Here is a 20,527-nt window from a genome sequence, read left to right as displayed (position 1 = left end):
ATCTGGTTTAACAGCGTGCTCCGCGGAGATTTAGAACCGATCCGAATCGGGTGTCGCACCAACGTTCAGGACGGTGCAGTGATACACATGGACAAAGAAATTCCGTGTCTCATTGGTGATGATGTTACGATCGGGCACAGTGCGATCCTCCATAGTTGCACGATTGGAGACGGGGCACTGATCGGTATGGGAGCGATTCTCCTAACAGGTTCGGTGATTGGCGAAAATGCCGTTGTCGCAGCTGGCACACTTGTCCGAGAAGGACAGGAAATCCCATCAGGGGCAGTGACAATGGGAGTCCCGGCAAAGGTGCGCCGTGAAGCTACCGAGGCGGAACTTGCGCGTGTCCGCCGCGGTAAGGACGATTATGTCTTACGAGGTAAACTCATGCAGAAATCTGATTCGTAGGGGTATCCTCAAGCATAACGCGTTTATTTTTATCGTTATCGAAAAATTAAGAATTGAACAGTGCGCGTCCGCCCAAGCATCGCGCCGGACTGGGTATACAGGGTAGGTCGTTCTCGTAGAATTACCCTTATCGAACCGCAAGGAAAAAATTAAAAAATGGCAAAACGAACATGTTTAATGATTGGTGGTAGTGGTATGGCTGGTGGCTGGATTAATAATTTTACGAATAATTTCGGCGACCGAATCGAAATCGTTGGTTTAGCGGATGTGAGTACAGATGTCCTCACGGCGCAGGGCGAAGCATTAGGGCTTGGCACCTCACAACTCTTTACAGACTTTAACGAGGCGTGTGCAGAAGTCAAGGCTGATTTTTGTGGTATTGCGGTTCCTCCGCAGTTTCATAGTCCTGCTGCGATTGCTGCGATGGAAAACGGGATGCCTGTTATCTGTGAAAAACCGATTGCGGACACCTTGGACGCAGCAAAAGCAATGGTGCACACCGCCCAAAAGACAGGATTGCCGTGTGCTATTATCCAAAACTATCGTTATGCAGATAATAAACAGGAATTGATCCGCATCCGCGATGAGGGTAGATTGGGACGACTTCAGCATATTGTCGGGAGATACGCCTGTGATTATCGTCGTTACCTTTCATGGGGCAAAGCATGGCGGCACGATATGGATTTTGGGCTTCTTTTTGAAGGTTCCGTCCATCATCTTGACATGCTTCGGTTTCTCTCCGGTGGCGATTGTGAAACCTTGATCGGATTTGGATGGAATCCGGAATGGTCGAGTTTCCAACATTACTCCAGCGGCTTCTATGTGATGCGGATGGACAACGGTGTTCATACCTCTTATGAAGGCAATAGTTCGTCGGCGGGTATCGTCAACTGTTGGAACCATGAACACTACCGCGCTGAATTTGAGGAGGGTGCTGTGGAAATCGCAGGTGGCAACCAGATGACTATCCATCGTGTTGGGGGAGAGACCGAAGTCTATGAGGCACCGGCGATTCCGTACCAAGCGCATCAGCATCTCTTTGATGAATTCCTGAACTGGCTTGATGGTGGTGAACCTTCTGATACGCGGATTGAGGACAATATCAAAAGTTTTGTGCTTGTCATTGCCGCAATGGAAACAACCCTTGATGGACAACCCAAGCAGATCGCCGATTACCTGAGCGACTTGGAACTCTAAGATTAAACTTTCATATTCAAGGAGATTGTACATCGGGGAGCGGGAAGCAAGGTTTACCTTAGCTCCGCGTGCCGCTATCACCAGCACCATAGTTAAAAAATGTTCAATCCAAACCCTGAAATACCACGTGTCCTTGAAGATATTCCTGAATCTGAGCAACGCGCCTTGCTTGAAAAGGCTGCAACATGGATTGTCCGGCGCGGTCTAACCGCGCCCGCAATTCTCTTTTTAGAGACCGGTAAGCCGCTTAACTTTTTGGGGAGTCAACTCTTAATTGCGTTTAGTCCCTTTATTCAGGCGGTTTTTAAGGGCGACGAGTACCACAAATTCGCACTTATTCTCGAAAAAGATGCGAATGTTGAGTTATTGATTGAGTTGATCGAAGGACATTCATGAGGAAAAATAGTCGTCCCTTCTCTATCAACTCGCGCGTAAACCCGAGCATCGTGTCGAATTGGATATACAAGTGGAATCGTTCCCGCAAAATCAGTTTTACCGAATCGCACGGGAATTACAGTGGTTGTTATCTAAAGCGCGTCCGCCCAAGCATCGCGCCGGGCTGGATATACGCGGAAGAACGGTATTCACCCAATGCGGCTGAACGAACCGCAAGGTATAATTAAAAAACCGCAAGGAAAGTTAAAAATATGGCAATTGAATTGAGAATGCTTCAGATGGATCAGACGATGACCAAGGGGAAAATCGGGAAATGGCTGGTGAACGAGGGCGATACCGTCACACAAGGACAGCCTTTGTTAGAGATTGAAACCGATAAGGTTGTCCATGAGCAGGAATCCCCTACTGATGGGGTTATCGCGCAATTGCTTGCTGAGGAGGGTGCCAATGTCCCTGTTAATGCCCTGTTAGCGATTATCGGCGCACCCGGCGAGGAAGTGGCACGCGTTGAGGTGGATGCCGGGACGGTTGAAGTGGACACCACGCCGGAACCGCAAGCATCAGCACAACCCGCACAGCCGAAGGCAACATCACCGACTCCGACCGTTGCACCAAAAGCCTCGCCAGCGGCACGCCAACTCGCTGAAAAACTTGCTATTGACTTGACCGAGGTCAAACCTTGAGAGCGATGTTCAGCGATATATTGACTTGAGGGGACCCGCTCCAATCGAAGAAACGACACGGCTTAAGGCATCACCGCTTGCCCGGCGATTGGCGAAGGAACACGGCGTCAATCTGGTTTCACTTGTCGGTTCGGGACCCGATGGCAGAATCGTCCGAGACGACGTGTTACAAGCAAGCGCAGCCGCCGCTGAAGCCGCTGTTGTAGAGGCACCTGTTCTCGAACAGGCGACAGAAGTTATTCCTATGGGCGGCATCCGTGAAATTATCGCAGAACGGATGACGATGAGCCTTCAAACAAATGCCAGTGTTACACTTCACACAGAGGTTGACGCAACGGCTTTCGTTGAACTGCGTGGGATGCTCAACGATAAGCTGCAGGCAAGGGAGGTGAGTCTCACCTACACCGATCTGCTCGTTAAAGTCGTTGCAAACGCTTTGCGAGAACATCCGCGCCTCAACGCAACACTCACGGATGAAGGGATTCATCTATTGTCGGAAATTAACATCGGTGTGGCAGTCGCACTGGACGATGGTCTCGTGGTGCCGGTCGTCCGGAATGCAGATAAGGAGAGATTATCGGAGATCTCCGATCAGGTGAGGGGTTTCGCAGAGCGGGCACGCGGTAACCAATTGACACCCGGTGAACTTCAAGGTGGCACCTTTACCATCACAAACCTTGGGAACTTCGGGATTGATGCTTTCACGCCTATTATCAATCCACCGGAGAGTGCTATTCTGGGGGTGGGACGGATTCTGAAGAAGCCGGTTGTTCACGACGATGAGATTGTCGTTCGTAGCATGCTGACGCTGAGTTTAACGTTTGACCATCGTGTGATAGATGGCGCACCTGCAGCACAGTTCCTACAAACAGTCTCCGGCTATATTCAAGACCCGTATCTGTTGTTAGTGTAGGGGCTACCAGTATTCTGTCTGTAGAGATTCGACTTCATCAAAATGTGCGTCTCGGGTAGCAAGAATTAATTCATGTTAATCGCTTGCTTCATCTCTTCAAGATCTTTTAATGGAATTGTTCCAGCAAATTTAATAAATTCCTTAATGGATGTACCTTATCTAGAACCTCCTGCTGTTGTCCGGGCGAAAGGTTTTCTAATCGCTGTACAATCTCTTGGATAGTCGTTGGATTTTTCATGGTGTTGTCTCCTTTTTGATTACGGTGGTGTTGTTCTTGTCCGTACGGGTCTCTTGAAAAGATTTTATCATAGGTCGTCCGAGAAATCAATGCTTTTCAGTAGGCTGTCCTTGCGATAACGATGCCATTCCGCATCCTTCTTCAATCGTCTGTTTCATGGTTTCCGTATCTTCCTTTGAAATTGTCCCTGCAAATTTCAGCAGTTCCGTAACTGGGGTGCCTCTTATCGGTTCGCCTAAAAAAGAGAGAACAGAATTTAAAATCTGTTTCTGTTGCATAGGCGTGAGTTTGATTTTTCCATCGTTTTACCTCCTTTTTGCCTAAATCCAGAGGAATAATAGCCATTACTATTATACAATGGGAAAATAGTGATTTTCAACGTTAAAACTACCGAATTCCCGCTTTCTCAAACATCAAATCCAAATATGATTTTTCATCGTTGAAAAGCCGACTGGTTGGACCATCTTCTGTTTTCTCGTGCCAATCCAAACGGAGAATGTGATACGCCAACATATTTTTTTACTCATTTTGTAGGTTAGATCAGTAGAAAAGCCGGACTGAAAACAGCGAAGTCTGCGAACCGTATCTCTCGTTCACGAAGGCGTAATCTAAGCCGATATTACCACGCTGATAGCCGAATCCGGCGGTAAGTCCATCGTTGAAACGCCATCCTAACCGCAGCGCAAATTCACCGTATCTTATATCGTTCCGGTACTCACATCCAATAAGCGGGATGCCGTTAGCAATCTCAAAAGCCGCTAACAAAGCATCCAGTTTCCTGTCTGGTGTCTCTGAGCCGAAATTGACTTTTACCGCAGCGCCGATGCGCCATTCACGTAGTAGCGATTCATTGTAGGTGTTTGTGGAGGTCGCCTCTTCAAGTCGGCGATAAGACAGATTTGAGAACAGATTCGGGAGGACTATGCCAATTCTAAAAATATCTGTCATAAGCTCATACTGGATGCCGAGATCGGTGCCCCATCCTATCCCGCGCCCTAACGGCATCTGTTCCAAATTGACTGAAGTGCTGAAGTATTTCGCATTAATACCGATGTGAAACCCCTTCCATACACGAACTGCAGAAGACAGTAGCACAATCCGTTCTTGAGAAATGCCTTCTATATCGCTTGAGTTCAAAATTGCTGCGCCAACAGTTTGTCCGCTCCGAATTGGATGTGCCACTCCCACGAAACTGTAACCCAACACGCCATATAGATCCATGTAACTGATGCCGATTTCAGGTGTAGGTAATCCTGCCAAACCTGCAGGGTTCCATATCAGGGCACTGGTATCCTGTGTCGCCGCCGAGTACGCGCCACCCATTCCCGCGGGTCCCGCCATGAGTTCGATATTCTCGAACGCCGCGTTAACGGATCCGCTCAGCGACAAGATTAGCATTAACAGAAAGCATCGCGAGGGTTTAATAGTGAAATGGAGGGCGTAATTCGTGTTTTTCGTCCGTTTATCTCCTTAAGGTTTTAGTTGCGTGGCGAAGCAAAGACTATTCTATCAAAAACGATGTCTCTTTGTCAATCAGTGGGATTTTGAAGATAATTGCAGTGTAGAACAACTAACGTTCCAGTTTCTGTAGGCACAATCATCTTGAGGATTAGGAAGTTTTTGACAAAAGCATGTGATTTTTAATGTTCCGTTCAACTCAACCTATACACTGGCTAAGTAAGCCTACCCGTTTGATTTGACATAACCGCACTATGAATGCTATACTATAGGGATTAGAGCGTGTGTTTAATATCTCAGCCACTTGCAGTTGCCCCTTTTTGTGCACGCTGAGACAAGGATTGCCCCATTTCGTGCGAAATCTCGCACTTGAGGTGAGAAATGGGTGGCATAGAAATTGCTCGTTTGTGTTGTGAACTGATGGCTATTTTAAGGAGGAACCGTAATGTTTTTGGTTAAAAATGTGCGAATATCGCTCGCGAGTTTTGTGGTAGTCTTTTTACTGGCAGCACTACCCAGTTTTGCGAAGATTGACCCCGATACTATTATGGGAATGTGGCTCTTTGACGAGGGAAAGGGTAATGTTGCTACGGATTCGTCAGAGCATGGAAACGACGGTGAAATCCACGGTGCGAAATGGGTTGATGGGAAATTTGGAAAAGCACTTGAATTTGATGGTGCCAGCAATTGGGTTGAAGTTCCACACTCGGACACTGTCGGATTTAAGGCGGGTGTCTCCTTCACGATCATCTGCCATTTCAAAGGCACCAAGGTCGCCGGCGCGCTTGTTGGCAAAAACTACGAGGATACATCACAGGCGCTCCCGTGGTATCTACTCTGGAACGGAGGTGGCGATAACAAGGTGACCCTCTACTTACGCGACAGTGCATCAACAAGTTTCCGAGCAGATGGCACTACCGAGATTGGAGACGACAAATGGCACTTTGTCGTTGGCAGAGCCGACACAAGTACGGGTAAGGCTTCGATATGGATAGATGGCGAAATGGAAGCCGAGACTGATTTCAATGAAAAGGACGGGTACGGCACGGGTGAAGGCGTATTTCATATTGGACGGCACTATGACCGGTATACTGCAGGCATCATCGACGACGTTGCTATCTTCAGTGTTGCTTTGGAAGAAGAGGATATGAACGAGCTCATGGACAACGGCGTTGAAACCGCCGCCGCAGTTGACCCTGTGAACAAATTGGCAACGACGTGGGGCAGAATAAAAAACAGATAAACAAATAGGAAAAAATCATGAAACCTATACACACGCTTACTGTGGTATTCCTGCTGCTCGCAGGATTGAATTGCGGAACAGAGAATCCCATTGAGGAAACGGTAGACACCTCCCCAGTGGAGACACTGACAGGGACGCTGCGTGGAGAGGTGCACCCTATTGATGGTGTATTGATTCAAGTGCGTTTACTAAGGGATGGGCAACTCTTAGTGCAAGCTGAAGCGCAGGCGACCTATGAACTCCCATCAATCGAAGCTGGAAATTACACGCTCCAAATATCGGCAAAAGGATATGAGACCAAAGAGGTGAATATTACTGTCGCCACTGGACAGGTTGTCTCGCTGGATAAGGTGACACTTGAAGCATTGGCAACTCCAGTTTCGCATCTGCGCGGTGTTTTAACGGATAAAGCAACAGGTGATCCTCTCGGGGAAGTCAATCTCCAACTTACGGATAAAGCCGGGAAGGTTTACGAGACGTTAACAACACGAACAGGTGTTTTCACCTTTGAAAATCTTCCTGTAGAACAAGCCTTCACTTTAGCGATCGCACATACCGGATACGAAGAGACCGAATTCGCCGTACATCCGATACCTCCAGCGGAGACCTTGGAACTACAAGTTCAACTCACTCGGCTTCCTGGACCGGATAAGTTGGATCCGGGTCGAGGCTTGAGCACCGGAAGTCAAGCTCCTGCCTTTGAATTACCAGATGCCGACGGCACGTTGCACGCTCTCGCTGATTATGTCGGCAACAAGAACGTAGTGCTTGTATTTTACCGAGGCGGCTGGTGACCGTTCTGCAGAGGGCAACTCGGAGAGTTGCAAAAAAACTATGCTAAAATTCGGGCAGCAGGTGCGGAACTTGTCGCTATCAGCTCCGATAATGAAGGCGATACCAAAAAGACAGTCCAGGGTAGTGGACTTGAATTCCCTGTACTCGCTGATAAGGACAGAGAGGCAATCAAGGCTTACAACGTCTTGGATCCTGGTAACGACAGGATAGCACGTCCTGCATCCTATGTTCTGCGTAAGGATGGAACAGTCGCTTGGAAATCCATTGACGGGGTAGCCGTCCGTGTTCCGACAGCACAGATTCTCACGGAATTAGGTAAACTCTGATGAAACCTTACGACACCGTTATAGAAGATATTATTGCCGACAGTCAAGAAGAAGCGCAGCACCGAGATGCGCTTGACCGACGACAATTCTTAACCCGACTTGCTACGGGTGTTGGCGGAATCGGCGGCGCACTAAGTGCTCTTCCGGCGTTCGCACAGTTAAGTAGTGGGCAATTACAGCCCGATACCACAACAACAACTCCCCTTACGCCTGTCGTTGAGGCGGTCAGTGAAAACGTCTGGGATGGCGATCGACTCGATGAAGATGCTGTTAGTGAGCTGATTGATCAGGCGATGATGAAGTTCACTGGACGTGCCTCCGCGAAAGAGGCGTGGCGAGATATTGTCTTACCCGACGACATCGTCGGCATAAAAATCAATCCACTTGGCGGCCCTGAACTCAGCACACATCCGATAATTGTTGATAAGATTGTTGAGGGAGTATACGGTGCCGGGGTCCTCAAAAAACAAATTATTATCTGGGACCGGTTTGAAAACCATCTCTTGAATGCTGGGTACCCCATCAAGCAAGAGGAAGGCGAAGTGCAGACTTTTGCCTCTGACACAGAAGGTATCGGGTATGATGATGAGATATTTTACGAAAGCGGAAAAGACAGTGTTAACCGCCGAGAAAACGAAAGTACTCGTTCCCGGTATTCCCGAATCGTTACGCAGCATGTTGATGTGTTGATTAATGTTCCTGTTTTGAAACACCATGAAATGGCGGGTATCAGTGGGTGTTTGAAGAACCTCGCGTTTGGTAGTGTGGATAACACACGCCGATTTCATGGAAAACCGATCTATTGCAATCCGGCTATCGCCGAGATTTTGGAACATAAGGTCCTGAAAGATAAACTTGTCCTCAATATCGTTGATGGGTTGGTTGCATCGTTCGACCGAGGACCTACATATCACGCCGAAAGCGCGTGGAAATATGGCAGTCTCTTCGTCGGGGCAGATCCGGTTATTCTTGATGTCCTTGTCCTTCAGACGGTCAACCAGAAGCGCGAGGAGTTGGAATTGGGTTCTGTATCTAAGTTAGCAAACCATATCAACACGGCGAGTGTGCTCGGTTTAGGCACGAATACACTTGACCAAGCCGACCTCCGGAGAGTTGAGATTTAACGATGAAATGCATACAGCTTAGTCTATTCTCCCTTCTGATTCTTTTTTGCATCGCGATTGCCCTTTTTCAGGCGACAGGATGCACCGTGACGTTCACGCAGAGCGATACGCTCCAACTCAGTCTATCGGAACCGGCAGAGGAAACGATGTCGGTTGTTGCCGAGTTTGAAGCAGGTGAGGCTGACAGTATTGCTGGTGATGTGACGCAGAAAGCAGGGAGTGTCTGTGCGGGTGGGGCGTGTATTATCTATTAGCAGTCTGTCGTCTGTGTTGAAGAAGTAGCAAAAGGAAAGCGGGCTGGTAAGCCCGCTTTTGGTTGAGTTCGGTTTGAATGATAGCGCTACTGATCCGATTTGATTTTACCCCATGTTGTCGTTAGACTCCCAGCGGGGTCAACAGGAAGCACGCCTTCTTCGAGGAAGATCGTCCACATGAGGACCGGATCTCCGATGACCTCATCAATACCGAGCAATTCCACTGTTCCTTTCGGATGCGGTTCGTTAGATTTGTAGATATGGTACTCGGTCGGAGCGTGTGGTGCATCCAACATGAGGATTTCTTCAGTATCCGTATATCCGTCTGTAAACCAACCTTTCGGATCCTGTCCGCGTTCTTCCGGACGTGTATGTCGGCTATCCCAGGCTTGGTAGATATAAGCCGGCCGGTCGATTTCAAACGTGAGTCGGTAGTCCTGTCCGCCTGGACAGTCTGCTGACGTGGAGACTTGCGTTAGTCCAAGAAAATCTTTCGGGATAGTCGTAATCGTATAGTCCCTATCGTGGAAAAATTTCCCACCTTCTTCCAACTCGGTGGCTTGATACGCGCCACCCTTGTTATCCTCTATATCCGTTACCACCACTTTGTCCGCAAATACGGTCAACGAAGTTGCTATGAGTAGGGCAACGATAAAAACATACGCTAATTTCATTTTGACTCTCCTTTGTGGTTGGTTCTCAAACTTCGTGGGAAGCTTGAAAAAAAATAACGTTTGTGTAATACTTAGATTATATAACAATTTTTCCAATTTGGCAAATCAAATTTTCGCTATGGAAGAAGGAAGTCATAATGGTTGAACACATCGTCCTACTAAAATTAAAATCCGATGTTACCACAGCGCATCTGGAAACTTTATCCGATGCATTATTCGGAATGGCTGATGAAATTCCCGGCATTGAATCCATAACTGCTGGCACGAACAACAGTCCTGAGAGCAAAAGTCAGGGGTATGCATACGGTTTTATCGTCCGTTTTACAGACGAAGCGGCACGCGACGCATATCTGCCACACCCTTTTCATCGTCAAATCGCGAGTGAACACATCCGTCCACTTGTTGAGGATGTGCTTGTTTTCGATTATTCCGCACCTACCAATAGCTAAAGCGTGTAGCTTGGAACGCGCGGGGACTGGGTAACTCAGCCCTTACAGAAAGTGGATATACGGAAAAGAACTAATTAACCAGACCTCACCTAACCGAACCGCAAGGAAAATTAAAAAATGAGTTGGAACATAGTCGTCGTTGTTTCAGATACACTGCGAACCGCATATCTCAGTCCTTATGGCAACGATTGGGTTCAGACCCCGAATTTAGCACGGTTTGCCGAACAGAGTGTCAGATTTACGAACGCTCATCCCGAATGCTTGCCGACAATCCCGACGCGCCGGACCTTACACACCGGTCGACGTGCTTATCCATTCAGCACCTATACCCCCGTGCCGTGGGACAACGTTTATACGCCCGGTTGGCAACCCATGTCTTCCGATGAACCCGCGATCGCTGAATCGCTTGTCCAAAATGGGTATCATACCGGTTTCTTTGCCGATGTGCCCCACTATTTCGTGCCGGGTATGAATTTCACACGTGGATTCCGACAATGGGAGTTCGTCAGAGGTCAAGCCGAAGATAGGTACCGCGGTGGTGCGCACGCCGATCCTTCACTGATTTCCCGTTATCGAGGAAACCCCGAACGTATCCGTGCCCATGTTGTGAACGTCCAGCCTGAACGCCCAGAGGAGATGTGGCACGCCGCAAGGTTATTCCGCTCCGCAATTGAATTCGTTGAGCACAATCATCAGAATACGCCGTTTTATCTCTATGTAGATAGCTTCACGCCGCACGAAACATGGGAAGCACCCATTCACTATTATGACCTCTACGGTAAGCGCGAAGACCGCGAACCTATCTGTCTCAACCTGCCCTACGGTTCACTCAACGATGCGGAACTTGAAGAACGGTTGCCGAGTGTTAAAGCCAACTACGCGGGCTTGGTAACGCTTGTAGATACCTGGTTTGGCAGGTTGGTAGATACCATTGATCGGCTCGGATTGCGTGAGAACACACTTATTGTTTTCCTCGCAGACCACGGCACGAACTTCGCAGAAAATCCGGACAAAGCCACCGGAAAACCGGCGAACTTTATGTACCCGGGCACGATGGACATTCCGATGATGGTGAGCCACCCGTCTGGCGCGAATGCTGGCACAACGTGCGATGAATTCGTCTATACCCTTGATGTTCCTGCTACCGTTATGGCAGCCAGCCAGGTCGAACCCGCTGGCGAGATTCAAGGACAGAGCTTGCTACCGCTCGTTGAAGGAAAAAACGATTGGACGTCGCGTGAATACCTCACCTGCCGCTATGTCAACTCCGTTTGGTATAAAGATGCAAGAAGTTGGTATTTCTCCAGTGTCGATTTTAAGGATGATATACGGCTGTTTGATCTTGAAGCGGATGTCGCCTGCCAGCACAATATCGCTGATCAGGGTGCCGATCGGATTGCCCGCGCACAAGAACGGATCTTGGCAGACGCAGGTGGGCATCTCCCGCACTACAAACGCCAAGGCAGAACGGATGCCCTCGGTAGACCACAGTTCGCGGAGGCGTAGTTTTTAAGGATACCCTCAATTTCGCTCAATTTCACGAGGCGCGCTTGCAAAGCGCGCCTACAGTGAATGAGGATGCCCAATGCAGACCCGCTTTTCTCAACTCAGCCATCACCTTTACGTTCATCATGGGCATGTCAATACAGGTATCCTCCGTGATGGTGACCGTGCACTTCTTATTGAGCCGAGTGGAACTGCCCTCCAAGCCACACTCGCGGAACTCGGGATCATTGACATCGAGCAGATTCTGTTCACACATTATCACCGCGATAGCACAGCGGGATTTCCAATACCTGATAATGTTCGCGTCGGGGTTCCAGCGAAAGGGGCATCGTGGTTTAGCGAGGTCGAAACTTTTTGGGACGATCCACAATATCGGTGGCACCTCTACAATTACCATCCCCACAATCTCATGCTGGCCAACTCTATCTCGGTGGTCGATGAATATATGGAAGGTATGCAGTTTGGATGGGGACCGGCATCGCTGACGGTTCTTGAAACGCCAGGACATACCGATGGAAGTGTCACCTATCTTATTGATGTTGATGGAGAACGATTCGCTTTCTCTGGCGATCTCATTTATGATGAGGGTCAATTGTGGGAACTCTACAGTTTACAAAAAGGACAGCAGACAAGCGACTATCATGGTTTTCTCGGTGCACGCGACGAACTCACTGAGAGTCTTGAGAAAATCCGCCAGACATCACCAACGGCACTCGTTCCTACGCATGGTGTTGTTATGAAAAACCCAGATGGGGCAATCGATTCACTCCTACAGCAGTTAGCACACTGTTACGATAAATACGTCGCAATCTCCGCCCTCCGGCACTACTTTCCGATACTCTTTGCTGAATTTGAGGGACACGCTGGGCACATGCCTATCCGAGAGGGCAAGCCACCACCCGAATTCTTACGCCATTTCGGCACAACGTGGATGATAATCTCCGAAAACAATGAAGCGTTCGTGATGGATTGCGGTTCACCGAATGTTATCAAACAGATCCAACAATTACAAGCAGACGGCGAAATTTCGGAGGTTACCCAGTTTTGGGTGACACACTACCACGATGACCATGTTGATGCCATCCCCGAATTTCAGACAACTTTCCCTTGTGAAACGATAACGGATTCGGTTGTCGCACGAGTTATTACGAACCCAATCGGTTTCAGGCTTCCCTGTATTTCGCCTTCGGTTACCCGAGTCGATCGCATTACCCGTGATGGAGATTCTTGGCAATGGAATGAGTTCACAATGACGGCATACCATTTTCCGGGACAAACCTATTACCATGGTGGACTGCTCGTTGAGGGACGCGGCATCCGGATGTTCTTCTCAGGGGACTCCTTCACGATGGCAGGAATCGATGACTATTGTTCTGGGAATCGGAATTTGCTCGGCAAAGATGTTGGTTATGAAAAATGTCTGCGGCTTATTCAGGAACTTAAACCGACGCACATCTTTAACTGCCATGTCAATCCAGCCTTTGAGTTTACTGATGCCGAGATGCAGTGTATGTTGGACACACTCGCGGAACGGGAAAAATGCTATACTGAACTCTTTCCTTGGGACCATGCGAACTACGGCATCGACGAACATTGGGTCCGCTGTTATCCTTATGAACAGGAGGTCGTGCTTGGTGAAACGGCACAGTTACGCGTGGAGATAACGAATCATTCATCTGAACCACGCACAGCAATTGTCCAGCCGATCCTTCCAAGTGCTTGGGATATAGGAATTTCCCCTGCAGAAACAACGATTTCAGCGAGATCAGACGGTCACATCGATTTTTCTGTTCCAATTCCGAGGCACCGCGACACTTCAGGAAAGAGAATTGTTGTTCCTGTAGACATTACCTATGATGAGCGTCCACTCGGTCAATTTCGAGAAGCAATCTTCGTTCTGACAGGCAGTGACACGCCATCACGATGATCGTGATCGTGTGACCACCGAGGAGGTTAGAAACTCGTGCTAAACTTATCGCATCCCACTATTGACATCGCTATTACCTGTAGCGACTTTGCCGCCTCCCTGGATTTTTATCACAACAAGTTGGGACTTGAGATCGTGCTGGAGTTGGAGATTCCAGATGACCTTGCCCGCGGTGTAGGACTTGCACCGACAGGCTTTCGCCAGGTCCGACTTAAAGCCGGTAACACACTTATCAAACTCATGGATATTGAATCGCCACCGCCGACACCAGCGGACGAATTCGCAGCAGGTGTTCGCTGGCTTACCTTTTTTGTAGACGATATTCAGGGAACCGTCGAAGCCTTAAAACAGAACGGTGTTGAATTTCTGTCTGACCCTATAAGCGCACCAGACGCAGTGGGCGTGGCGTGCGCGAAAGATCCAGATGGCATTCTGGTTGAACTCGTCCAGATATGAGAGGCGTTATGAAAGTATTGACTAATTCGCAAATCCACGATTTTAATGAAAACGGCTATTTGTTAATTGAGAATGCGCTTGCACCGGACGACCTGAACCCACTTATCGCGGAGTTTGAGGAAATTGTAGACGCTGGCGCATCAGAACTCTACGCGGAAGGCGAAATTGACTCCGAATTCAAAGCGGAGGGATTTGACACCCGTTTGGCAAAAATTACGGCGCAGTCCCCAATCGTGTTCCAGAAGGTGTTCAGTGGGGCACATACGGGACCGGCACTCTTCGACCTGCTGATTAATCCGAAGCTGCTTGACATTGCCGAGTCGCTCGTTGGACCGGAGATTATGTGTCACCCCGCCTATCGGGTGCGTCCGAAGCTTCCCGAGCACGACCGAACTCTCGTTCCATGGCATCAGGACGCTGGCTATATGGAGCCTAAATGTGATTCTGTCTTGCAACTCACGATCTGGATTCCACTGATAGATGCTACCGTTGAGAACGGATGTTTGGAAGTCATCCCCCATGCCCATCGGGATGGTGTGTTCCGACATCGGCATTCTGAACGTTTTTATCTTGAAATACCGGATGATGCATTACCCGAAGTCGATCCGGTTGTGGTTCCTGTCAAGTTTGGCAGCATTCTTCTACTTACCAATTTGACCCCGCACCGCTCTATCCCGAACGTCAGCAATCAAGTCAGGTGGAGTGTTGATTCCCGCTATCAAGACGCGTCAAAACCGACCGGCTATCAACCCGAGGCAGGCTTTCTCGCTCGGAGTCGGTTGCACCCTAAAGATGTTGTTGCCACGCCTGAGGAATTTAAACGCGTTCGTAATGAACATCAACCCGGTCCTGGTCCAAATCGATGGGCAAAGAAGGAGATGAATGATGCGTAACTTACAATGGTTTTCCCTATTTTTCATCGTGCTAATTCTATTCATCAGTGGAGCTACACCTTCGACTGAAGAACAGAAACCGCAAGAGGTCGAACTCCGAGGCAAAATTGTTTGCTTAGCGGAGGAGATGCACACGCACTATGCCGTAGAACTCTTTAAAACTCACGATCATCTATACGGTGTCAAGACCGAGGATGGCAAATACTATACGCTTCTACGGACATCGCTGGCGGAGGCACTCTTTCTGGACGAGCGACTACATGAGAAAGATCTGATTATCAACAGTCGCGTCTTTCCCAAAACGCAACTGCTGGAAGTCATCCGATTTTATGCTATCAAAGATGGTGTCGTCCATGAACTCTACTATTACTGCGACACGTGCTACATCCGAGCGGTTGCCCCGGGGAATTGTGATTGTTGTCAGGCACCGGTCGTGCTAATAGAGAAACCGCTAAATGTCGATTCTACGATACCCTCGCCGTAGATGGATTTTTGTGGCTCATCAAATTGATGGATTTTCAGGAACGATTTCTTTATACACAGCTAACGTGCCAATTTTATGCACCTTTTCCACTCTAAAATTGTGTCTTTAACGGGAAAAAAGGTTCTCTTTCCGGATGTCTGATATCGAATGCACGTTCTAAACGTATAAGGAGAAAACTATGTTCGCGAAATGTAGGTATTTGCAATGGGTTATCATCCTTTTCCTCGTTGGTGTCTCTAACAGTTTTGCTGGAGGTTGGGAGCAGATATCCGAACTGCCAACATGGAGAAGGGGCATGGCAGCCGCGGCTGTGAATGGTAAAATTTACCTGACCGGCGGTTTCGATCACCATGAAAATTTAGGGGGTGGTGCCCCTGCACTTTCAACGGTAGATGTCTATGACACACGGACGAACACATGGCGGAAAGTTGCAAGTGTACCGACAGCGCGGATTTCTGCTAAAGCTGCCGTTTTCTCCACCGACATCTATGTGTTTGGAGGGCGAGAAGAGATGCACGGCGAATACACAAAAATCGTTGAGATGTATGACACACGCACCGATACGTGGGTCAAGAAACGGGATATGCCAACGCGCCGTAAGGGTTTCGTCACCGCGGTTGTTGACGGAGAGATATACATCATTGGCGGGAGCATCCACAACAAAAACCTCGGCAAACGGGAGTTTACAGGTCTTGTTGAGGTTTACGATCCTTTGACCGATAGATGGGAGAAGCGAGCGAATATGCCGACAGAACGGGGATGGGCGAAGGCTGAAGTTGTAGACGGTAAAGTTTATGTGCTCGGTGGTGAAGTTTCGTTCGCGGGACCCCTTGGTGATCGTGTTGTTAACAGTATTGAAGAATATAATCCGAAAATTAACACGTGGCGTAAACGTCCTAATATACCCATGCCGAAATGTTGGTTTGAAACCGTTGTCGTCGGTAATGAGATTTGGACAATAGGCGGTTATGATCGGAACAATTGGTTTAGACGCATTGATGCTGTAGATGTTTATAATCCAACTGTCAACAAATGGCACAAAGCACCACCCATAACAATCCCAAAAGCAACAACGGCAGTTGTGGTGAATGGCACCATCTATCTTTTAGGGGGTTGGTTAGACAACGGAATATTTTCACCGATCGTTGAGGCGTATGACACCGGCTTTCTGGCGGTAAACCCAAAAGGCAAACTTCCGAGATGCTGGGGAGAACTCAAGAAACTGGGAGATAAAAAGTAATATACCGAATTTGGATACCTCTCCTACAGAAAGACTGAATTCGCTATTTGCATTAGCTCGTAATGAAATGGAGAGCGGATTTAAGAAAGGTGCGTCAAAGTCCAATCTCACGTTGTCTAACCGCAAGGAATAATTAAAAAATGGAAAAACGTCCTAAAATCGCCGCGATTGCGACGATTTATCACAAGTACTCGCACACGCAGCATATCGTCGATCGGTTCTTAGAAGGCTATGGGTGGAACAGCCGACATCATCACCCACCGATGGATCTCGTTTCCCTTTTCGTTGAACAGGTCAAGGACAACGACCTCAGTCGCGAACGTCTGGAACGTTTTCCCTCAATGAAGGGATATCCTACGATTGCGGAGGCACTCACCCTCGGTGGTGAGGAACTCGCAGTCGACGGTGTCTTGATTATCGGTGAACACGGCGAGTATCCCACCAACGAAAAGGGGCAACGTCTCTATCCGCGCTATGAACATTTCATGCAGATCGCTGAGGTCTATGAAAAGAGCGGGCGCGGCGTGCCAACCTTTAACGACAAACATCTCTCATGGAACTGGGAATGGGCGCGCGAGATGTACGACATTTCCCAGTCTATGGACTTCGCGTTTATGGCAGGCTCGTCCCTACCAGTTACATGGCGCACGCCTTCTATTGATATGCCGCTTGGTGTACCGGTCTCGGAGGCGGTCTGTGTCGGCTACGGTGGCGTGGATAGTTATGACTTCCACGCCTTAGAGACATTACAGTGTATGGTAGAGCGACGCGAAGGCGGTGAGAGTGGGATCAAATGGTTACAGGCATATCGCGGCGACGCGTTCTGGGAGGCACATTACACCGAACGCTGGTCGCGGGAACTCTTTGAAACAGCTCTCTGTCGGAGTCATACGCTCACACCATCACGTCCGGGGTTCAACAATCCGTTTCCGACGTTGGACGAGTTGAAAGAGATCGTGAAAGACCCAATCGCCTATCAATATGAACACAATGATGGCTTGAAATCTACAATGATTCTGATGAACGGGTTGGTCCAAGATTTCAACTTTGCCGCTTACATCGGTTCAGACGACGAAATCCTTTCAACACAGATGTATCTCCCGATGCCACCTGCACGGACGACATTGGCGAACTTCTTCTCACCGTTGGTTAACAATATTGAGCAAATGTTCTTGACGGGCGAGGCAACCTATCCCGTTGAACGCACCTTGTTGACCACCGGACTTGTTGCCGCAGGTGTTGACAGTCTCTTCGCTGACGGCACACAGCAGGAGACTCCTCATTTAGACATTGCATATCAATCCACTGAAGAATCAACTTTCTGGAGGACATGAGGTTATGGGAACAAAAAGGATTGCCGTTATCGCTACTATCTACCGTTACCTATCGCACGCGCAACATTTTGCCGATCGATTTCTTGTAGGTTATCCGACTGAGGGGAGATGGCATCGTCCGGATATGAAAGTCGTCTCACTGTTCGTCGATCAGAAGCCGGAAGGTGACCAGAGTTTGGACCGTGCGAGGGAGTTCGGTTTCTCTGTCTATCCTACCATTGCCGAGGCACTGCGGTGTGGCGGTGATGAGATTGCTGTTGACGCGGTGCTACTCATCGGGGAGCACGGCGATTATCCGCACAATGAGATGAATCAGGTCCTGTATCCGCGGTATGAATTCTTCAAAGAGTGTGTCAAGGTCTTTGAGGCAGATGGACGTGCCGTGCCTATCTATAACGACAAACACCTCTCCTATAGTTTCGAGAAGGCAAAGGAGATGGTGGATGATGGACATCGTCTCGGCTTTGGAGTGCTCGCAGGTTCGTCTCTACCCGTCACATGGCGATTGCCAGATGTCGAACTCCCGTTAGAATGTGAAATAGAAGAGGCACTCATGGTAGGCGTTGGAGGCTCGGATCCGATGGATTATCATGCCTTGGAGGCGATGCAGTGCATGATAGAACGCCGAAAGGGTGGCGAAACCGGGGTCGCTGCTGTACAACTCATTGACGGCGATGCTGTCTGGGAGGCAGGCAAGGATGGACGCTGGTCTATGGAATTGTTAGAAGCGGCACTTTCGAGAAGTGATACGCCGTGCGGTTTAACGGATGAAGACGGTAGAACGCAGGATATGATCCGTAATGGTGAAATTTATCGCCTCGTCGAGAATCCATCAGCCTATTTCATTGAATATAACGATGGCTTGAAAGCGACCCTTCTGATGCTCAATGGTGCGGTGCGGGATTACTGCTTCGCGGCGCAGTTGAAGGACGAACCGGTGCCAGTATCGACGCAGTTCTTCTTAACGCCGACCCCAAACGTCACCTATTCTGCGTGTCTGATTGCCAAAATCGAGGAACTTTTTGAAACGGGTGTCGCGCCGTATCCAGCAGAACGAACCTTGTTGGTGAGCGGAACATTGGAGAGTTGTTTGACTTCGCGACTTCAAGGGCATATCCGTTTAGAAACGCCGCATCTCAATGTTGAATACCGCGCACCTGTGGAATCCCAGCATGCGCGGCGGTGAAATGTAAGGGCGGGTCCCTGAACCCGCCCACTCCTAATGTATGGGGCGCCGCCTAATCCATAGTATCAACCGCGAGGTCCCATAACAACACGGTACCATCCCAACTGCTACTCGCCAGCGTTTTGCCATCTGGACTGAACGCGACGCTCGTAACGCCATTCCGATGCCCTTTTAGTGTGCGTAGATGTTTGCCAGTGCTTACCTCCCACAAACAGATGGTTTTGTCATTACTTGCACTCGCCAGCAGCCTTCCATCCGGACTAAACGCTACGTCTGTGGGTTTATCCTTATGTGCTTGCATCGCCCAAAATTCAGTGCCGGTGCGGACATCCCATACACGGACGGTTTTATCGTAGTTTGTACTTGCCAACAAGGTATCGTCCGGACTGAACGCTACGCTCAAAACGCCATCTATATGCTCTGTCAGTATCCAAAGAAACTTTCTATCTTGAACACGCCGCTCACTCGAAACTCCACTGGTATACCTTGTTAGTAGGTTGAGTGGTTTGTCGGTCTCTGTGTCATATATCCAAATACCGATGCTACACGGCACCGCCAAACGTTTTCCGTCACTGGAACTCGCGATATCTCCTGTTATTTTGCTTCTACCAAACCGCGCTTTCGCGCCTTCAGGTAAACCCCACAAATGCAAATCCTGTGGGTCTTGTGCTATGCTATTTTGAGGGATAACAGATATTGTTAATCCAATCGCTAAAATCAATACTAATGTTTTTTGCATGAGAAAGTTCCTTTTTCGGAGGGATTGTTTTTGATTTAATCACAACATGCATTGGTGATAAAGAGGTATGATTATTGGCTATCGGCTTTCAGTTCTCAGCCATCAGTGATAGTCAATCGGGTTCACAAAGCCTTTCTACCTATGAGATGTGCAGCCTAATCCATAGTATCAACTGCAAGGTCCCACAACAACACAGTGCCATCCCAACTTCCACTCGCCAGTGTTTTTCCATCCGGACTAAACGCCACTGCGACACTTCCGATATCCGGTGCTTACCTCCCACAACATCACGGTGCCATCACCACCGTCACTCGCCAGCGTCTTGCCATCCGGACTAAACGCGACACTATTAACAGAACCCCGAGGTTCTTTTAGTGTCCGGATAAGTTCGCCCGACGCTGCATCCCAAAAACGCACGGTCTTGTCTAAACTGCCGCTCGCCAGTATCTTACCATCTGGACTGAACGCGACGCAAAAAACAGTATCTCTATGTTTATCTAACGTCAAAAGCGGAGCACCACTATCTGCATCCCACGTGCGCACGGTGCTGTCATTACATCCGGTTGCCACCACAGAACCGTCTGGGCTGAAGGTTACGCTTGTG

The 20,527-nt window shown here is 48.9% G+C and carries 22 protein-coding genes and 2 pseudogenes; 19 read left to right on the top strand and 5 right to left on the bottom strand.

Annotation, left to right across the window (positions count from 1 at the left end; all coding sequences use genetic code 11):
- The 5 genes and pseudogenes from J4G07_16265 to J4G07_16245 all read left to right on the top strand — a co-directional run.
- Window positions 1-408: gamma carbonic anhydrase family protein (locus J4G07_16265; GenBank protein MCE2415543.1), on the top strand; the 408-nt coding region annotated here is incomplete at its 5' end.
- Between the two features lie 177 nt (window positions 409-585).
- The gene (locus J4G07_16260; protein MCE2415542.1) at window positions 586-1,605 is read left to right on the top strand and encodes a Gfo/Idh/MocA family oxidoreductase; all 1,020 of its coding nucleotides are present in this window, start codon (window positions 586-588) and stop codon (window positions 1,603-1,605) included.
- A 99-nt stretch (window positions 1,606-1,704) separates the two neighbouring features.
- Complete coding sequence (locus J4G07_16255; protein MCE2415541.1) at window positions 1,705-2,001, top strand: hypothetical protein; 297 nt, start codon at window positions 1,705-1,707, stop codon at window positions 1,999-2,001.
- 251 nt (window positions 2,002-2,252) lie between these two features.
- A complete protein-coding gene (locus tag J4G07_16250; GenBank protein MCE2415540.1) occupies window positions 2,253-2,684 on the top strand; it encodes a hypothetical protein in 432 nt (143 codons plus the stop codon).
- Window positions 2,685-2,703: 19 nt separating this feature from the next.
- Window positions 2,704-2,868: pseudogene (locus J4G07_16245) on the top strand (E3 binding domain-containing protein).
- Window positions 2,869-3,921: 1,053 nt separating this feature from the next.
- On the opposite strand, the gene J4G07_16240 reads toward J4G07_16245, so the two are convergent.
- Both J4G07_16240 and J4G07_16235 read right to left on the bottom strand, forming a co-directional pair.
- Window positions 3,922-4,113, bottom strand: a complete 192-nt coding sequence (locus J4G07_16240) for a hypothetical protein (GenBank protein ID MCE2415539.1) — start codon at window positions 4,111-4,113, stop codon at window positions 3,922-3,924.
- A gap of 262 nt (window positions 4,114-4,375) precedes the next feature.
- Complete coding sequence (locus tag J4G07_16235) at window positions 4,376-5,233, bottom strand: hypothetical protein (GenBank protein ID MCE2415538.1); 858 nt, start codon at window positions 5,231-5,233, stop codon at window positions 4,376-4,378.
- A 505-nt stretch (window positions 5,234-5,738) separates the two neighbouring features.
- On the opposite strand from J4G07_16235, the gene J4G07_16230 reads away from it, so the two are divergent.
- The 5 genes from J4G07_16230 to J4G07_16210 are packed head-to-tail and all read left to right on the top strand — an operon-like array spanning window position 5,739 to window position 9,035.
- Complete coding sequence (locus J4G07_16230; protein ID MCE2415537.1) at window positions 5,739-6,536, top strand: LamG domain-containing protein; 798 nt, start codon at window positions 5,739-5,741, stop codon at window positions 6,534-6,536.
- Between the two features lie 17 nt (window positions 6,537-6,553).
- A complete protein-coding gene (locus J4G07_16225; protein MCE2415536.1) occupies window positions 6,554-7,330 on the top strand; it encodes a carboxypeptidase regulatory-like domain-containing protein in 777 nt (258 codons plus the stop codon).
- 27 nt (window positions 7,331-7,357) lie between these two features.
- Window positions 7,358-7,657, top strand: a complete 300-nt coding sequence (locus J4G07_16220) for a peroxiredoxin family protein (protein MCE2415535.1) — start codon at window positions 7,358-7,360, stop codon at window positions 7,655-7,657.
- Window positions 7,657-8,781 (top strand): DUF362 domain-containing protein, encoded by a 1,125-nt coding sequence (locus tag J4G07_16215; GenBank protein ID MCE2415534.1) that lies wholly within the window; start codon window positions 7,657-7,659, stop codon window positions 8,779-8,781. Before J4G07_16220 ends, J4G07_16215 begins: the two co-directional genes overlap by 1 nt.
- A gap of 2 nt (window positions 8,782-8,783) precedes the next feature.
- Window positions 8,784-9,035: a hypothetical protein gene (locus tag J4G07_16210; GenBank protein MCE2415533.1), complete on the top strand. Its 252-nt coding sequence runs from the start codon at window positions 8,784-8,786 to the stop codon at window positions 9,033-9,035.
- An 86-nt stretch (window positions 9,036-9,121) separates the two neighbouring features.
- Here the strand turns inward: J4G07_16210 and J4G07_16205 are convergent, their stop codons facing one another.
- Complete coding sequence (locus J4G07_16205; GenBank protein ID MCE2415532.1) at window positions 9,122-9,709, bottom strand: hypothetical protein; 588 nt, start codon at window positions 9,707-9,709, stop codon at window positions 9,122-9,124.
- Between the two features lie 137 nt (window positions 9,710-9,846).
- Between J4G07_16205 and J4G07_16200 the strand changes: the two genes are divergently transcribed.
- The 9 genes from J4G07_16200 (at window position 9,847) to J4G07_16160 (ending at window position 19,184) form a co-directional block, all read left to right on the top strand.
- Window positions 9,847-10,158 carry a Dabb family protein gene (locus J4G07_16200; GenBank protein ID MCE2415531.1) on the top strand — a complete coding sequence of 104 codons (312 nt, stop codon included), beginning with the start codon at window positions 9,847-9,849 and terminating at the stop codon, window positions 10,156-10,158.
- A gap of 117 nt (window positions 10,159-10,275) precedes the next feature.
- Window positions 10,276-11,664, top strand: coding sequence for a sulfatase (locus J4G07_16195; GenBank protein ID MCE2415530.1), 1,389 nt, complete (start codon window positions 10,276-10,278; stop codon window positions 11,662-11,664).
- Between the two features lie 79 nt (window positions 11,665-11,743).
- Window positions 11,744-13,591, top strand: a complete 1,848-nt coding sequence (locus J4G07_16190) for an MBL fold metallo-hydrolase (protein ID MCE2415529.1) — start codon at window positions 11,744-11,746, stop codon at window positions 13,589-13,591.
- A gap of 36 nt (window positions 13,592-13,627) precedes the next feature.
- Complete coding sequence (locus J4G07_16185) at window positions 13,628-14,047, top strand: VOC family protein (GenBank protein ID MCE2415528.1); 420 nt, start codon at window positions 13,628-13,630, stop codon at window positions 14,045-14,047.
- Between the two features lie 8 nt (window positions 14,048-14,055).
- A complete protein-coding gene (locus tag J4G07_16180) occupies window positions 14,056-14,940 on the top strand; it encodes a phytanoyl-CoA dioxygenase family protein (protein MCE2415527.1) in 885 nt (294 codons plus the stop codon).
- Window positions 14,930-15,424, top strand: coding sequence for a hypothetical protein (locus tag J4G07_16175; GenBank protein ID MCE2415526.1), 495 nt, complete (start codon window positions 14,930-14,932; stop codon window positions 15,422-15,424). Before J4G07_16180 ends, J4G07_16175 begins: the two co-directional genes overlap by 11 nt.
- A gap of 178 nt (window positions 15,425-15,602) precedes the next feature.
- The gene (locus tag J4G07_16170) at window positions 15,603-16,664 is read left to right on the top strand and encodes a hypothetical protein (protein ID MCE2415525.1); all 1,062 of its coding nucleotides are present in this window, start codon (window positions 15,603-15,605) and stop codon (window positions 16,662-16,664) included.
- A gap of 140 nt (window positions 16,665-16,804) precedes the next feature.
- Complete coding sequence (locus J4G07_16165; protein ID MCE2415524.1) at window positions 16,805-17,998, top strand: hypothetical protein; 1,194 nt, start codon at window positions 16,805-16,807, stop codon at window positions 17,996-17,998.
- Window positions 17,999-18,002: 4 nt separating this feature from the next.
- Window positions 18,003-19,184: a hypothetical protein gene (locus tag J4G07_16160; GenBank protein ID MCE2415523.1), complete on the top strand. Its 1,182-nt coding sequence runs from the start codon at window positions 18,003-18,005 to the stop codon at window positions 19,182-19,184.
- Between the two features lie 52 nt (window positions 19,185-19,236).
- Here J4G07_16160 and J4G07_16155 read toward each other — a convergent pair whose 3' ends face one another.
- A complete protein-coding gene (locus tag J4G07_16155; protein ID MCE2415522.1) occupies window positions 19,237-19,923 on the bottom strand; it encodes a WD40 repeat domain-containing protein in 687 nt (228 codons plus the stop codon).
- A 155-nt stretch (window positions 19,924-20,078) separates the two neighbouring features.
- A pseudogene (locus J4G07_16150) lies at window positions 20,079-20,527 on the bottom strand (WD40 repeat domain-containing protein).

It is taken from the genome of Candidatus Poribacteria bacterium, assembly GCA_021295715.1.
Lineage (GTDB): Bacteria > Poribacteria > WGA-4E > WGA-4E > WGA-3G > WGA-3G.
This window is presented reverse-complemented; position numbering and strand designations above follow the sequence as displayed.